This window comes from Flavobacterium sp. KACC 22761, from assembly GCF_034058155.1.
In the GTDB taxonomy this organism is placed as follows: Bacteria; Bacteroidota; Bacteroidia; order Flavobacteriales; family Flavobacteriaceae; genus Flavobacterium.
The window spans coordinates 3,607,871-3,623,800 of sequence record NZ_CP139148.1 but is presented as its reverse complement, the minus strand read 5'-3'; the positions used below and the strand labels follow the sequence as shown (position 1 = coordinate 3,623,800).

At 33.9% G+C, this 15,930-nt stretch carries 14 protein-coding genes; 5 read left to right on the top strand and 9 right to left on the bottom strand.

Annotation, left to right across the window (positions count from 1 at the left end; translation table 11 throughout):
- Positions 1-3: 3 nt before the first annotated feature.
- The 3 genes from SCB73_RS15750 to SCB73_RS15740 all read right to left on the bottom strand — a co-directional run bounded on the left by SCB73_RS15750 (position 4) and on the right by SCB73_RS15740 (position 5,279).
- A complete protein-coding gene (locus SCB73_RS15750) occupies positions 4-369 on the bottom strand; it encodes a response regulator (protein WP_320567154.1) in 366 nt (121 codons plus the stop codon).
- A gap of 109 nt (positions 370-478) precedes the next feature.
- The gene (locus SCB73_RS15745; protein WP_320567153.1) at positions 479-4,048 is read right to left on the bottom strand and encodes a response regulator; all 3,570 of its coding nucleotides are present in this window, start codon (positions 4,046-4,048) and stop codon (positions 479-481) included.
- A 16-nt stretch (positions 4,049-4,064) separates the two neighbouring features.
- A complete protein-coding gene (locus SCB73_RS15740; protein WP_320567152.1) occupies positions 4,065-5,279 on the bottom strand; it encodes a hybrid sensor histidine kinase/response regulator in 1,215 nt (404 codons plus the stop codon).
- A 275-nt stretch (positions 5,280-5,554) separates the two neighbouring features.
- Between SCB73_RS15740 and SCB73_RS15735 the strand changes: the two genes are divergently transcribed.
- Positions 5,555-6,400: an SDR family oxidoreductase gene (locus tag SCB73_RS15735; RefSeq protein WP_320567151.1), complete on the top strand. Its 846-nt coding sequence runs from the start codon at positions 5,555-5,557 to the stop codon at positions 6,398-6,400.
- Positions 6,401-6,532: 132 nt separating this feature from the next.
- Positions 6,533-6,793 (top strand): SemiSWEET family sugar transporter, encoded by a 261-nt coding sequence (locus SCB73_RS15730; protein WP_320567150.1) that lies wholly within the window; start codon positions 6,533-6,535, stop codon positions 6,791-6,793.
- Between the two features lie 145 nt (positions 6,794-6,938).
- Here SCB73_RS15730 and SCB73_RS15725 read toward each other — a convergent pair whose 3' ends face one another.
- Both SCB73_RS15725 and SCB73_RS15720 read right to left on the bottom strand, forming a co-directional pair.
- Entirely contained in the window at positions 6,939-7,733 is a 795-nt protein-coding gene (locus SCB73_RS15725) for a hypothetical protein (RefSeq protein WP_320567149.1), read from the bottom strand.
- Positions 7,734-8,050: 317 nt separating this feature from the next.
- On the bottom strand, positions 8,051-8,389 hold the full coding sequence (locus SCB73_RS15720; protein WP_320567148.1) for a hypothetical protein: 339 nt from the start codon (positions 8,387-8,389) through the stop codon (positions 8,051-8,053).
- Positions 8,390-8,617: 228 nt separating this feature from the next.
- On the opposite strand from SCB73_RS15720, the gene SCB73_RS15715 reads away from it, so the two are divergent.
- Positions 8,618-11,824: a PAS domain-containing protein gene (locus SCB73_RS15715; RefSeq protein ID WP_320567147.1), complete on the top strand. Its 3,207-nt coding sequence runs from the start codon at positions 8,618-8,620 to the stop codon at positions 11,822-11,824.
- 66 nt (positions 11,825-11,890) lie between these two features.
- Here the strand turns inward: SCB73_RS15715 and SCB73_RS15710 are convergent, their stop codons facing one another.
- The gene (locus SCB73_RS15710; RefSeq protein WP_320567146.1) at positions 11,891-12,322 is read right to left on the bottom strand and encodes a response regulator; all 432 of its coding nucleotides are present in this window, start codon (positions 12,320-12,322) and stop codon (positions 11,891-11,893) included.
- Positions 12,323-12,512: 190 nt separating this feature from the next.
- On the opposite strand from SCB73_RS15710, the gene SCB73_RS15705 reads away from it, so the two are divergent.
- Positions 12,513-13,016 (top strand): pyridoxamine 5'-phosphate oxidase family protein, encoded by a 504-nt coding sequence (locus SCB73_RS15705; protein ID WP_320567145.1) that lies wholly within the window; start codon positions 12,513-12,515, stop codon positions 13,014-13,016.
- A 58-nt stretch (positions 13,017-13,074) separates the two neighbouring features.
- Here SCB73_RS15705 and SCB73_RS15700 read toward each other — a convergent pair whose 3' ends face one another.
- From SCB73_RS15700 to SCB73_RS15690, 3 genes are all read right to left on the bottom strand, one after another.
- The gene (locus tag SCB73_RS15700; protein ID WP_320567144.1) at positions 13,075-13,788 is read right to left on the bottom strand and encodes a DUF72 domain-containing protein; all 714 of its coding nucleotides are present in this window, start codon (positions 13,786-13,788) and stop codon (positions 13,075-13,077) included.
- Complete coding sequence (locus tag SCB73_RS15695; RefSeq protein WP_320567143.1) at positions 13,785-14,516, bottom strand: DNA-formamidopyrimidine glycosylase family protein; 732 nt, start codon at positions 14,514-14,516, stop codon at positions 13,785-13,787. The genes SCB73_RS15700 and SCB73_RS15695 overlap by 4 nt, the downstream gene beginning before the upstream one ends.
- A 69-nt stretch (positions 14,517-14,585) precedes the next feature.
- A complete protein-coding gene (locus SCB73_RS15690; protein WP_320567142.1) occupies positions 14,586-15,149 on the bottom strand; it encodes a YciE/YciF ferroxidase family protein in 564 nt (187 codons plus the stop codon).
- Between the two features lie 187 nt (positions 15,150-15,336).
- Between SCB73_RS15690 and SCB73_RS15685 the strand changes: the two genes are divergently transcribed.
- The gene (locus SCB73_RS15685) at positions 15,337-15,888 is read left to right on the top strand and encodes a hypothetical protein (RefSeq protein WP_320567141.1); all 552 of its coding nucleotides are present in this window, start codon (positions 15,337-15,339) and stop codon (positions 15,886-15,888) included.
- Positions 15,889-15,930 lie beyond the last annotated feature (42 nt).

The following is a 15,930-nucleotide window of genomic DNA, read 5'->3' as shown; positions in this document are numbered from 1 at the left end:
TATTCAAATTTTGCTCAAAACAAGCAGTAACTTATCAACATCAACTGGTTTTGAAATATAATCATCTGCCCCAGCCTCTAAACATTTTTCTTTATCTCCCGTCATTGCCTGCGCCGTAACCGCAATAACAAAAATAGATGCTCTTGACGGAATGGCTTTGATTAACGGAATGGCATCGTAACCGTCCATTTCCGGCATCATCATATCCAATAAAACGGCGTCAATCTTTTCATCCGATTTTAATAGCTTTATAGCTTCTTCAGCACTTGTACAAGACAGACAATCATAGGATTTGACACGCAATGTATGCGTTAATGCGAAAATATTCCGGGAATCGTCATCTACAATTAAAAGTCGTTTTTTACTCATCTATTATAATTTTTCTTGCCACGAATTTCACCAATTTACACTAATTTTTAATTGTTAATTACCAATTGAATTTGTATCAATTCTTGTGATTCGTGGCATAACTTTTTAATTAAACTTTATCGTACAGCCAAACGCGTAATAGCGACAACAGCTGATCAACATCTACAGGTTTTGTGATATAATCTGATGCTCCTGCCTTGATGCATTTTTCACGATCTCCGGTCATTGCTTTTGCTGTCACAGCAATCAGAGGCAAATTCAAGAATTTAGGATTTGCTCTTATCTTTTCGGCTGTTTCGTATCCGTCCATATTCGGCATCATCATATCGAGCAAAACAACATCAGTATCTGGATTTTCATTCAAAATTTTGATGGCTTCCTTTCCATCAAAAGCGGTAATAATATTCATTTTAAAAACTTCTAAAGCTTTTGTCAGTGAATAAATATTTCGAACATCATCATCAACAATCAGTACTTTTTTCTCATGCAGAATGTTGTTGAGTAAATTTAGTTTTTTATGGCTTTCGTTCTTGTTTTTCCCTTCTTTTTTCTCTTCGACCAAATGCAAGAAAAGCGAAACCTCATCAAGCATTCTTTGATACGAATGAGCCGTTTTTACGATAATAGAATCGGCATATTTTTTAATTTTAACCTCTTCTTTAAGCGATAAACTTTTTCCTGTAAACACAATGACAGGCAGTTTTTCCAAGCCTGGATTTTTCTTGACGCCATCCAAAATTTGATACGCTTGTTTGTCTGGAATTCCCATATCAAGAATTACGCAATCTATTTCTTTTTTATTCAGCGCTTGAATTCCATCAGAAACTTCGCTTTTTATTTCTGAATTAATATTATAAGTTTCCAAGAAAAAAGCCAATGCTTTCGCATGCTTTGGATTGTCTTCAATAATCAAAACTTTTTGCGCTTCTTTATTGATGATATGTTCTATTCTCAAAAACACTTCGGGAATCTTATCAAAAGCAACTGGTTTGTCTAAAAAGTCAACCGCACCTTTCAGCAAACTTTCCTGTTTCAATTTATGCGAAGACATAATATGCACAGGAATATGCTTTGTTTCCAAATTGTTTTTCAGCTCTTCCAAAACTTCCCAGCCACTTTTTACAGGAAGTTCAATATCCAGCAGAATACCGACCGGTTTATACAACAATGCAAAATTCAAAGCGTGATCTCCTCGAACAGCAACTACCGCTTTATATCCTTTTTTATTAGCAAAAGCCAGTAACGATTTCGCAAAATTGACATCATCTTCAATAATCAAGATTACTTTGTCGCCTTCTTTTACCGCGTTTCGATCATCTTCAATTTCATCAGGAATTATCGGGCTTATGTATTTTTTTGTGGCAACAGGCTCTTGTTCAGTCTCAATTTCTACAAAATCAGTTGGAGGAATTTTATCTACATTTACTTTATTATAAGCCGAGCCAAACACCGGAAGACATAATGTAAACGAACTTCCTTCATTTACTTTGCTATGAAGAATAATTTCTCCTCTTAATAATTTTGCCAATTCTCTGCTGATTGACAATCCTAAACCAGTACCGCCATACTTACGTTTTGTAGAACCATCTGCTTGCTGAAAAGCTTCAAAAACAAGTGGCTGTTTCTCCAGCGGAATACCAATTCCGGTATCTTTTACAATGAAACAAATGATTTTTTCATCATCAGTATCAATTTTTATTTCCAGGCTAACTTTTCCTTTTTCAGTAAATTTAATAGCATTTGAAATCAAGTTTTTTAGAATTTGCTCCAAACGCATTTTATCTGTTTTAATGACAATTGGCGCTTCTTTCGAGATAATCTCAAATTCAATTCCTTTTTCTTTGGCAACCAAATTGAATAAATTCCAAAGCGAGTCTGTAATTTCTTTTGTGGAAACATCCAGGAATTCCAATTCCATTTTTCCAGCTTCGATTTTTGACAAATCTAAGATTTCATCAATCAATCCTAATAAACTGTTTCCTGAACTCTGAATCACTTTTGCAAACTCAATTTCCTCATTATTCATGCTTTTGTTATTGTTTTCAGATAACAATCGGCTTAAAAGAAGGATTGAGTTCAAAGGCGTTCTCAATTCATGTGACATATTTGCCAAAAACTCTGATTTATAACGCGTTGTAAGTTCTAAAGCTTCCGACTTTTTCTGAATTTCATTGTTTTTTTCTTCCAATAAAACACTTCTTTCAGACAATTCTTCATTGGTTTGTTCCAATTCTTCCTGTTGCACTCGCAATTCTTCCTCAGAAGCTTGGAGTTTTTCTGTTTGTGCTTCTAACTCTGCATTAATTGCTTCCAGTTCCGTATGTTGTTGTTGTAATTCTTCCGATTGCGATTTGGTTTCTTCAAGCAATTCCATGACGCGTCGTCTATTTTGAGTCGATCTGATCGCAATTCCTATGTTGCTAGCCACTACTTTTAAAAATTCCAAATGCAGTTCTGAAAATCCATAAATACTTGCCAATTCAAGTGCTCCTTCAACTTTATTATCCAGCAAAGGCACAGCAACAATGTGTGTAGGTTTGATTTGCCCTAAAGCATAATTAATTTGTATATCATCTGAAGTTAAAGTCTTCAATTCCAAAATCGTGCGCGATGAAATTGCCTGTCCAATAAGGCCATCTCCCTTTTTAATACGCTCCCTGCTTTTGCTTGGTATATAACTATAACCACCTGCAGCTAAGAGCTCGTCTCCATCAACCACATATAATACTCCCGCACTACTGTTGGTATAATTGCACAAAAATTCTATTACATCTTTTGATAGTTTTTCTAATGCTTTATCGCCGAGCATGGCATTATTCAATTCGGCAATACCAGTTTGAAGCCATTCTTTTTGCGACAATAAATCAAAAGAATTCTTAAGACTAACGCCCATCGTATTTAACGACTCTCCTACACTTCCAAGGGCATCAGCTTTTGTATCATCTACCCGAATATCATAATTTCCGTTTGAAATATTATTTGCAATTGTGCTAATCGCCTTGATTCTTTGAGCAGTTTCGATATCTTTTTTCTCTAACTCATTTTGCAACGCGGTACGCTCATTGTAATCTTTCAAAATTCGGATCAAGAAAACTATTGAAATTATAAAGGCAATAAAAAATGCTACTACAATCAAAATCAAGCTATAAGTTCCATAACGTTCTGAATTGGCATTTCGCTCTGCTAGAAGTCCTTGTTCTGTACTTTCTGTTCTCTTAATCGCAGCACGTATTTCAGCCATCATATTTCGGCCTTCATTTAAATCAAAAGCCAATGTTTCCTTATTCAAACGCTTCTTAACAATCTGATTATTTAAATATTTAAAGAAATTTTCGCGAAGCCTCTCCAATTCAGCCAATTGCTTTTGTTGTGAAGGATTATCGACAGTAAGTTCTTCTACTTTTTCAAAATAACCATTGGATTTTGATTCAGCATCTCTAAATCGCTCGACAAATTGCTCATCGCCCGTAATCAAATAGCCACGCATGCTAGTTTGCGCTTCAATAATCACCGAAGAACCTTCATTTAAATTATAAATTACTTCCTGTGTATGATTGACCCAAAAATTGCTGTTCAGCAAACTTTTAATACTGATAAACGAAGCAACAGAACTTATTGTAAGCACTAACAATGAAACTAAAGAACTGATTAGTAAATTTCTTTTAAAGTTATTCTTCATAGATCTAATTTGTATATTACTCATATTTTAAAGGAAGCACAATAATAAAACTTGCGCCTTCTCCTACTTTGCTTTTCGCAGTAATTAATCCGTTGTGTTTCTCGATGATTTTTTTTGCAATTGCTAGTCCAATTCCCGTTCCTTCATAAGTTTGGCGGTCATTGAGACTTTGAAAAATAATGAATATCCTGTCCAAATAAATTTCGTCAAATCCAATTCCGTTGTCTTTTACGATGATTCGGCAAAATTTTCCTTCGGGAGAAGTTGGACTATCAAAAGATTTTTCGGCGATTAATTCTGAAGTGATTTCAATTAACGGCGGTTCATTTGCGCCTGAAAATTTAATGGCATTTCCAATAAGATTTTGAAAAACTTGGCGCAATTGGCTCGGAATACTATCAATTGTTGGAAGTTCGGAAGTTTTGACTGTTGCATTTTTTCGATCAATCAGATAATCAAAATCAGATAGCACTTCCTGCAAAACAACATTTAAGTCGGTCGTTTCAGGCTTTACTTGTGCCGACAATCGAGAATATGCCAAAAGATCTATAATTAAAGTCTGCATTCTTTCAGCCGATTTTATGGTTCGATCGACGTAATCAATTGCTTTGGCATCTGTACTTAAATAAAGATCTTTTATAATTTTAATAAAAATCTGAATTTTTCGGATTGGCTCGTTCAAATCATGCGAAACTACCCACGCAAATTGCTGTAATTCGTGGTTTTTCAATTCCAATTCTTCATTTTTCAAAACCAATTCCTTAGTTCTTTCTGCAATTTTGATTTCGAGATTGTCCTGCGCCTCTTTTCTGATTTTTATTTCTTTGGAAAGAAGATCCTTTATGCCTTTTAATTCGTTTTGTTGTTCGTAAATTTTGATAAAAGTTTTTACTTTCAGCATCAGCAAATCAGTATCAACAGGCTTTGTGATATACTCGACCGCGCCGGTTTCATAACCTTTAAAAATGTACTTTTTTTCGATATTTAAAGCAGAGAGAAATATAACCGGAATATCTTTTGTGCGTTTATTTCCCGAAAGAATTTTCACCACCTCAAAGCCATCAAGACCTGGCATCTGGACATCCATAATAATGAGGCAGTAATTTGTTTTTAAAATTTTCCTCAGTGCTTCTTCCCCAGATTCGGCAGAATCGACATCAATATTATGCAGCTCCAAAGTTTTCTTCAAGGCAATAATATTTGCCTTTATATCGTCTACAATTAATACCATGCTTTGCGGGGTAATAAAAAGTTATGAATTAAATGTTTTTGGTTTGAAATGGTTTACTAAGAGATTCAAAGCATCTGATCCTACTTTGAAAACAGCTTTAGCGCAACCTTCAAATTTATAAAGAAAAGTTAAAAAGGATTTTCATTGAAAATCAAATTCGTTACATAATTCCCATGTTTTAACATAAAAAAATACATTTTTTTGAGGCAATCATATATTTATTTCAGTCAATTAAACTTCTAAAAACTTGATAATTTGCTACAAATTAAATTATTATGAAAAAGAGAAAAACATTTCCTGAACAAAAACAGGAACTTCCCGGACATGAATATTTAATGCATCCAGAACCCGAAATTATCAGGGAAAATTATGTAGGAAGTGGAAAGCTTTTTGGAAAAGTTGCTTTTATAACCGGTGGCGACAGCGGTATTGGGCGAAGCGTCGCGGTGCATTTTGCACGAGAAGGCGCTAATATTGCGATTGTTTATTTAAAAGAAGATAAAGATGCCTTGCAAACAAAAGAGCTCATTGAAAAAGAAGGCCAACAATGTTTGCTGATAAGCGGTGATTTGAAGGACGAAAAATTCTGCAAAAGTGCCGTAAAAAAATGCATAGACACATTCAAAAAAATCAATGTTTTGGTCAATAATGCTGCGGTTCAATTTCCGCAAAGCGAATTAGAAAAAATTACTTCATTGCAACTCAAGAAAACTTTCGAAACCAACATTTATCCTTATTTCTATATCACAAAAGCAGTTTTGCCCTTTTTACATGAAAATGACACCATTGTAAACACAAGTTCTGTAACAGCATATCGTGGCAGCGAACATTTAGCCGATTATGCAAGTACCAAAGGTGCTATTGTGAGTTTTACAAAATCATTATCAACAATGCTTGCCAAAAGAAAAATCAGAGTAAATGGTGTTGCCCCTGGGCCAATATGGACTCCGTTAATCGTTGCCAGTTTTGACAAAATTTCAGATTTTGGAAAAGATAATCCGATGGAAAGAGCTGGCCAACCTTCTGAAGTTGCTCCTGCATATGTTTTTCTGGCATGCGAGGACAGCAGTTATATTACCGGGCAATTTATTCACATTAATGGCGGGGAAATGGTAAGTTAAAAAAGTTTCTAAGGTTCTAAGATGCTAAGGTTCTAAGTTTTTTGTAATCTACTTAATAAACCTAATTGCAGAACCGACCAATACCTTAGAACCTTAGCATCTTAGTAGCTCAGAACCTTTAAAAATAAAAAAATGAACTACATAGACATCATAGGATTATTTGCTGGGGCATGTATAACATTCTCCACAATTCCACAAATTTTAAAGGTTTGGAAAACAAAAAAGGTAAAAGATATTTCGCTTAAAACTTTTGGAATCCTGACTTTCGGAATAGTTGTCTGGATTATCTATGGCATTTTAAAAAAAGATCTTCCCATCATTATTACCAATAGTGTTTCGCTCTTCTTAAATTTACTGATGATATATTTTATTATTTATTATGAAAAAGAATGAGATTTTCAGATTCTAAGTCACTACGTTGCTAAGTAAATTTTCTTTTCAAAACTTCAAAAAAAAATTCTGAGATAACTTAGTTTAAAAACTTAGTATCTCAGAATCTTAGTACTTAGAATCTCTTCTAATAATATATAATGCTTGGCTAGCTAGCTAATTTCTGGTTGTATAATTTAAACGACCAATGATGTTTTGCTCTAAATAGTTTAGCAGAGGCGATAACTTCAGAAAAACTCATTGAGGTAATTCTTCTAATTTCATTCAATTGTTTTGCCGCAATATCAATTAAAGGCTCAAATGTTTTCAAATAATTGTAAGCATGCTGTTCGACCTCCATTTCGACAATATGATTCAAAATGCTTTTTTTAAGAATCGTTCCTACAATCCCTTTTTCTGGCATTGTCTTGAATTGATGAATCTTTTTTGAAATCTTTGAATTCTCTTTTCCAATATAAATGTAATTTCCCGAATCATTTGTAAAATGCTGTTTAACTTGAGAAACTAATGCATCGTTTTTATTTTCAATTGTTGGCATTCCTAATAAAGTGAATTGAATACGTTTGTGGCTTTCAAAATACAAAACACTGTTTATAACAGATGAATTGCTTAAAACCGCCGACTGGTTTTTGTGCAAAATCTTTCTTTCGCCATTTGCACCAAAACTATGGCACACATTTCCGTTTTCGCAATAAACAAAAAACACAGGCGCCGATTGAAATGCTTCAATGCTCAAACTCACATCCTGATGAAAAACCAAATCAAAATGCATAAACAAAATCTTATCATCAAAACGAGTTCCTTTTATTGATCCTTTTGTCCATTTGGACTTTATGTCAAGATTATAGTCATTGTCTTTTGCACTCAAAGTGCCATGAAAACTATCTTTAAGATCATTAAAAACAGTATCAAATTCACCATTGTTTAAGTATAGTTTCTTCATTTTGGTTTGATTTTTTATAATATGGTCAGTATTCGATTTGTTAAATAAAATGAGTTTATTAATTTTCTCATTTTGTATAATCCAAATTTCGTACATATTGCAAATCAAACCCTTACAGAATTTCAGTCAGATATTTCATAATTTTTATTTGAAAGGGACAGAGTAACAAAGGGACAGAGGTTCAAAGCTTTATAAAGCAACTTTCTTACTTTGTCACTTTGTTACTCTGCCCCTTTGCCACTCAAAAAAAACAGCCGCCTCAGAATTCTCTGAAACGACTGCTCCTCAGCAAAATAAAAATACCTATTTATTTTATCTTAAGTAAGTTCGCTGATATCAGCATTTTTTGAATAATTTTTCTTCGGAATATCTTTGAAAAACTCAGCTTCATCTAAATCTGCCGTTGGACCGTATCCTAATAAATGTGTTCCTTTTACATGATCTTTAGTTTCAATTACATATAAAATTGACATATCATCTGGATTACTCATGCCTTCATAACGATGATGTGCTACAATGTAAATTTCATCTGGCTGATAAGCATATTTTGTGTCAGAATCTATCAATGTGCCTTCGTCAAATAAAAAATTTGCGCTATAACCTTCGTCTTGATATTTCTGTATATAATCGGTTTCGTGTTTTTGTTCTTTTTTCATGGTTTAAAAATTTGAATTACAGTCTTTGCAATCTTAGTTTTATCAAATTTCATCATACCATTCAAATAAAATTAACTCTATTGATTTTAAAATTAGCTCATTCAAAAAAGATCAATTCTAGTCCTGAAAATTTTTATTAATTTTAATTTTCAGGCACATGAATCATAAAATGCGCTATATTTATCTTAGATAAAATTTATTTTTCAAGTCAGCAAAAACGAATTTTAAATGAACAATACAAATTACGATTTTCTTTCAAATGGAGGTGAAATGGGAGCCCTAACCCGCACCAAAGATTGGAGCAAGACACCTGTGGGCGCTGTTGAAACTTGGCCTCAAAGCCTTCGCACTACTTTGGGAATCCTTTTGCATTCAAAATTTCCCATGTTTTTGTTTTGGGGACCAGATCATATTTGTTTTTACAATGATGCCTATCGTCCAAGCTTAGGAAAAGAAGGAAAACATCCCGATATACTTGGCCAAAAAGGCGCTGAATACTGGCCAGAAATATGGCACTTCATTGGCCCGCTTATAGACCAAGTTTTGAATGATGGCGAACCTACTTGGCATGAAGATCAATTAGTTCCGATTTATAGAAACGGACAACTTGAAGATGTGTATTGGACATTTAGCTATAGTCCAGTTATTAACGACGACGGAAAAATTTCTGGCGTTCTGGTTGTATGTACGGAAACGACGGAGAAAGTAAACATTCGAAAAAAATTAGAAGAAAGCAATGAACGCTTTCGAAACAATATATTGCAAGCCCCAACTGCAATGTGCATTTTTAGAGGAAAAAATTTTGTTGTAGAAATTGCAAATCGGTTAATGCTGGAAATTTGGGAACGTACAGAAGAAGAAGTGCTCAACAAACCCATTTTTGAAAGCATTCCTGAAGCTTCAGGAGTTGGCCAAGAAGATCTTTTAATGCATGTATTTTTGACCGGCGAACGCTTTATAGCAAATGAACTTCCTGTAAAATTAACACGAAACGGCAAAATTGTAGATACTTTTATTAATGTTGTGTATGAAGCTTTAAAAGAACCCGACGGAACAATTTCTGGAATTGTAGCCACTGCAAACGATGTGACGCTTCAGGTTATAGCGCGAAATGCAATTGAAGAAAGCGAAAAACGATTTAAAAACATCGTACAGCAAGTACCATTGGGCATTGCAATCTTAAAAGGACCTGATCATATTGTCGAATTAGCAAATGATACCTATTACAAAATTGTAGATAAAACCGAAGAAGAAACACTCAACAAACCCGTTTTTGACACGGTGCCTGAAACAAAAGAAGCTGTGTATCCATTGCTTTCTAAAGTTTATGAAGAAGGAATTCCTTTTTTTACAGACGAATTGCTTGTAAACTTAAATCGGTACGATAAAACCGAAGAATGTTATTTTAATATTGTTTTTCATCCTTTGAGAGAAGAAAACAGTGAAATTTCTGACGTTATTGTAGTTGGTTATGAAGTAACTGAATCTGTAAGATCTAAATATCTATTAGCAGAACAAGAAAAAGCTTTTAGAAATCTCGTTATGCAGTCGCCAATCGCAATGACATTTTTAAAAGGAAAAGATCATATTATTGAATTGGCGAATACAACAATGCTAAATGATATTTGGCAGAAAACGGAAAGTGAAACGATTGGCAAACCAATATTAGAGGTTTTCCCCGAATTATTAGACCAAAAATATCCGCAATTGCTTCGTGAAGTCCTTGTTAATGGAAAAATCATTCGCGAAAATGAATCTATGGCCTACATTGACATTAAAGGAAAATTGGAGAAATTTTATCTGGATTATCAATACACGCCACTTTATGAATCTGATGGCGAAATTTCGGCAGTAATGGTTACTGTGAATAATGTTACTGAGAAAGTGGAAGCGCGAAAAAAAGTGGAAGAGGCAGAAGAACGACTTCGGTTAGCTTCGCAAATTGCCGAAATTGTAACGTGGGATTTGAATGTCTCGACGCAAGAATTAATATATTCGGATAATTTGCCGGCCCTTTTTGGCCTTGACAAAAATCAGAAAATTAGCCGTGCTCACATTTTGGAACAAATCTATCCAGATGACATTCCGGTTATTGAGAAAGCATTTGCTAAAGCAATAAAAACCAATATTTATAAATATGAAGCCCGAATTATTAAGCCCGATAATTCAATTGCATGGATTAAAGTTCACGGAAAAATGTTTTTTGATGAACTAAAAAATCCTGTAAAAATGCTGGGAATTGTAATGGATATAACAGATGAGAAAAACAGACAAGAAGTTTTAATGAAAAGTGAAGAAAAATTCAGGCTTCTTGCCGATTCTATTCAGCAGTTTGTTTGGACAAGCGATGCGATGGGAAATCTGAATTATTTTAATCAGGCGCTTTATAATTTTTCTGGCAAGTCAAAAATCAACGTAAACGAAAATGGTTGGCTTCAAATTATTCATCCTGATGACCGCGAAGAAAACATCAACCGTTGGATGGAATCCATAAAAACGGGAAAAGAGTTTTTGTATGAACATCGCTTTTTACGACATGATGGACAATACAGATGGTACGCCAGCCACGCGATTCCGCAAACTGATGCTGATGGAAAAATCCAGATGTGGGTTGGAACAAGCACAGACATTCAAGAACAAAAAGATTCGACTAATTTACTTGAAAAACAGGTTTTAGAACGTACCGAAGAACTGGAAAGCAAAAACAAAGATTTGATAAACATGAATATCGAGCTTCAGTCTTTTGCCTATATTTCGAGTCATGATTTGCAAGAACCGCTACGAAAAATCCAGACTTTCGCCAGCCGATTAACTGATTTGGACGAGCAGAATATTTCGGCAAAGGCCAAAGGATATTTGGAACGTATTGAATTTTCGGCCAAAAGAATGCAAGCCTTGATACAGGATTTGCTCACTTATTCCAGAACCAATTCGGCTGAACGGTCTTTTATCAAAACTAATTTAGACGAAATTGCCGAAGAAGTTATCATGGATTTTTCTGATCGAATTGAAGAAAAAAATGCTGTTATTGATCTTCAGCCGTTGGGCGAAGGAACTGTTATGCCATTTCAATTCAGGCAATTGTTGCATAATTTGATTGGAAATGCATTAAAGTTTTCTCGAAAAGATGTTCCGCCTCATGTTCAAATAAAAGCCCGAAGGGTTATAGGAAATAAATTAGATTTCAAAGTCGATTATCCAGATAAAATCTATTTCTGCTTACGAATTTCAGATAACGGAATTGGTTTTGACGATGAATACAAAGAACGCATTTTTGAAGTTTTTCAAAGATTGAATACAGAAAGCGAATTTTTAGGAACCGGAATTGGACTCGCTATCGTAAAAAAAATCGTTGAAAATCATAAAGGAGTTATCAAAGCGCACAGTGAAAAAGGCAAAGGAGCTACATTCAAAATCTATTTGCCAGAATTATAAAAAAAACACCAGATTCATTTTAAAAAAATAAATCTGGTGTTTCTTTTTTATGAATGTATGCTGAAGTTATAATCTGTAAACAAAATTCTTTCGATCAGGAACAAATTCTTTCCAATTTATGGTTAAGGAATGTTCAATAGATTTTATAATGTCTTTCATTAAGACCGGTTTTGTAATAAAATAATTGGCTCCTAAAGTGAGGCATTTTTCAATAATGCTTGGCTCATTTGAAGTTGAAAAAATGATAACCGGAATATCGTTGTTTTTTTCAGATCCTTTGAGTTCGTTTAAAACATCAAACCCGTTTTTGCCAGGCATATTGAGATCTAAAAAAATGACATCGGGTTTTGGAGGTGAATGTGCAATGGCATTAAGCAGTTTTTCTCCGCCAGAATAGGTCTGCAGAATTATATCTTTTGACAATGATTCTACCGCATCAGCAAAAAGACTCAAATCGTCCTCATCATCATCAGTGTAAAATATTAATAGTTCATCCATGTAGAAAGGGCTAAAACTGTTTTCGTAAAGATACTACAAATAAATTTACAGACAATATTTTGGTAAATAATTCTGACAAAAGCGCAAATTGAAATCTGATAATTTTAAAAAGCAATTCTATAATTTTTTTAAACTCAAAAATCCCAACTTTGTTTAAAATCAATTATTTAAAACATTAAATAGAGAAATCATGGGAGATCATAAAAACCTTACCGAGGAATTAGCGGTAAACAAAATAAAAGACTTGGCCGAAAATATAAAAATATGCATGTTTTGCACTTATAATTCGGATCGTTTGCAATCACGACCAATGTCTGTCCAAAAAATTGATGATTTGGGCAATCTTTGGTTTTTATCTGACCGAAACAGCAGTCAAAATGCTGAAATTACATTAAATCCGACAGTTGAATTGTTTTTTTCTGAACCAAGTGATAAATTCCTAACCCTTCATGGATCTGCAACAATTAGATATGATAGAGAAACAATTAAAGATTTATATGATCCTATTGTAAAAGTTTGGATGCCAGGAGGTATCGATGATCCTAATTTAAGCGTCATAAAAGTGGTGCCTGAAGATGGTTATTACTGGAACAATAAACACGGCAAAATGGTTGCGATTGCTAAAATGACTGCAGCTCTTGTGACTGGAAAAACAATGGATGACGGTATTGAAGGAAATTTGCAGTTGCAATAGTTTTAATTTAACCGCAAAGTTCGCAATCCCGATAACTATGATATTGCGAACTTTGCGGTTAAATCATAATGCGTTTCATCTCTAAAGCATTTAAAATTCCGGCATCGCTAGCGGTATTATTAAAATAGACAAATCCTGATTTTAGAAAGATTTCTTTTTTTATTTGAAATAATTCATCAAAAGAATAGCTGGAATAAAACATCTTGGGCACGCCATGCAAACGAATGTATACAATTGGAAACTCGGTAAAAATTGTTCTTGGAAGATTAGGATGACTGACACTGCAAAATGTAATGCCGTTTTTTAAGAAAACATCCCAAACTGCATGATTCCACCAACTTTCATGACGAAATTCTACTACGTTTTTAAAGTTTAAATCTAAGTTTTGGATAATCTGATGTAATCGTTCAGAAGTAAAAGAATAACTGGGCGGAAATTGAAACAAAACACAAGCTAATTTTTCCTTGAATCCTTCCTTGCAACAATTGTAAAAATCATTCAATAAAACTTCGCATTCCTCAAACTTTCTGATATGTGTAATTTCTTTCGGTGCTTTGACCGAAAACAAAAAGCCTTCAGGCGATTTTTTATACCAATTATCAAATATCCGTATCGTCGGGAATTTATAAAAACTTCCGTTGAATTCGTACGTACTAAAATGTTGGCAATAAAAATCAAACCATTTTGAAGAAGGCAGATTTTCTGGATAAAAAACACCTTTCCAAAACCGATTATTGTAGCTTGAGCATCCTATTAAAATATCATTTTTCATTTGTGGAGTTGTTGGCAGTTCGTACAGAAAAAACTTCTGCGTTTCCATTTTCCTGTTTGTTTTCTGACGAAAGGTAAATTACATCGCAGACATAAGCTTTTCGTATAAGCGAGCCAATGTTTTTTCAGTTCGAATTTCTTTTTCCAATACAAAAATTCAAAACTATAAACAGAACATTCAGAAATAATTTCGGCAATTTTATCGGCTGGAATTTTTCCAACCAAAGATTCCGGATGAACAAAACATCGATACAAAACCTCATTTTTTATAATATTTCCTACTCCCGAAAATATATTCTGATCCAAAATTGCATCGCAAATCATTTCATTCGGAATTTTGTCCAGGCTTTCTTTTGCCTTTTTCGGATTCCAGTTTTCATTGAGCACATCAACTGTCCAATCATAATATTGATTGATGGCTCCTTCTAAAATCTTGATCGAACAAGTGTAAAAATTAATTTCTCCGTTAGCAAATTGCAAGTGCATTCTTGGCATTGTTTCTTTTTGTTCGTTTACTCGATACGTGCCAAACATCAGCATGTGAATTTTGACGGTAAAATCTTCAAAACAAATCAAAAAATGTTTTCCCCAAGTTTTGAATGACAAGATTTTTTTATCTTTTAATCGCTGAATAGCTGCACTGCTGTTTCCTGAAACTTCTATTACTTTTTGACCAGAAAATTGTTGTACTTCTTCTTTTAATATCAATATCGATGGACCTTCGGGCATAATCTTCTTTTTAGATTTATTAAAAAAAGTGCAGTTTTTCGACTGCACTTTTCTACACGATTTTTAATCTTACTCTGTTTCTGCAGCTTCAAGATTTACTGCATTTACAGCAACTTCGGTCAATAATTTATCGGCTCCTTTTTCTTCATCAAGTGTTTGTTCCAATAATGAAGCCACTTCTTCCCAACCCAGCGTTTCGGCAAACTGTCTTAAAGTTCCGTAAGTTGCAATTTCATAATGTTCGATTTTTTGACTGGCAGCGATAATTCCGGCATCTCTAACTACTCCAATTTCAGTTTCTTCCAAAATTCCTTTTCCTTCTTCAATCAAACCTTCCATAGCGTCGCATTTTTTTGCGGTTGGTTTTTTGCCAATGAGCTCAAAAACCTTTTCTAATCGGGAAACATGTTCTTCGGTTTCAACTAAGTGTTTATTAATAGCCGAAATCAATTCTTCTGAAGTTGCATTTCTCGCCATTGTTGGAAGCGCTTTTGTCAAAGCTTTTTCGGCCCAATATAAATCCTTTAAGCTTTCTTCAAACAATTCGGTTAAACCGGCTGCTGCGTTTGATTTTGGTTTAGTAACTCCTCTTTTCACAGCAGGAGTTTCTTTTTTATGATCTGTACTTTTCATGGTAAATTTTTTAATGATTAATAGATGATAAAATTAACATGAGAAAAATAAGCAGGGTTATACGATTTGATGATTAAATTTCATTCTAAACATCTGTTAATTATACAATTGCAAGAAACAATTCTATAAAGAATACTCTTGCATTTAGAACTAGATTTGTTTTATAGAAATTATAAAATCAGATATCATGAATACTATAAATAAAAACAACAGCATTCTTAACAGAAACCCAAACAGAGCCGACAGAAATACGGTGATGAATGAAGAACTGTATGATTTAAACGATCAAAAAAATACCGATAACAGCATTGAGGAAACAGCAAATCGCGGTTATACAGTACGAAACGGACATAATCCTGATAAACCAAATCCTGATGAAAACGTGAGGGATTATAGCGATGATGATTTAGACGATCTGGATGATGATTTTCATAATGATCGAGATTTAGAAGACAACAACGATGATATTTATGAAGTTGAACTGGAAAATGACCAAGATTATGTTGACGAAGATCTTGACGATGAAGTAGAAAACGACGAATTTGACAATCCGGCAGATACTTTTGAAAATGATTTTAATGAAGACGAAGATGATTTAGAGGATCTTGACGATGACGATGATGACGATGATATGGACGACGACGAAATTGAAGATGATGAAAATGATTATGTAGAAGATGACGTACAAGAAGATGATGAAGAAGACAGTTATCCCGATAATGATCCTCGTAAATTTTAAATTAGAAAGGATACAAAATTCAAAAACCGTTAAATTACTTTA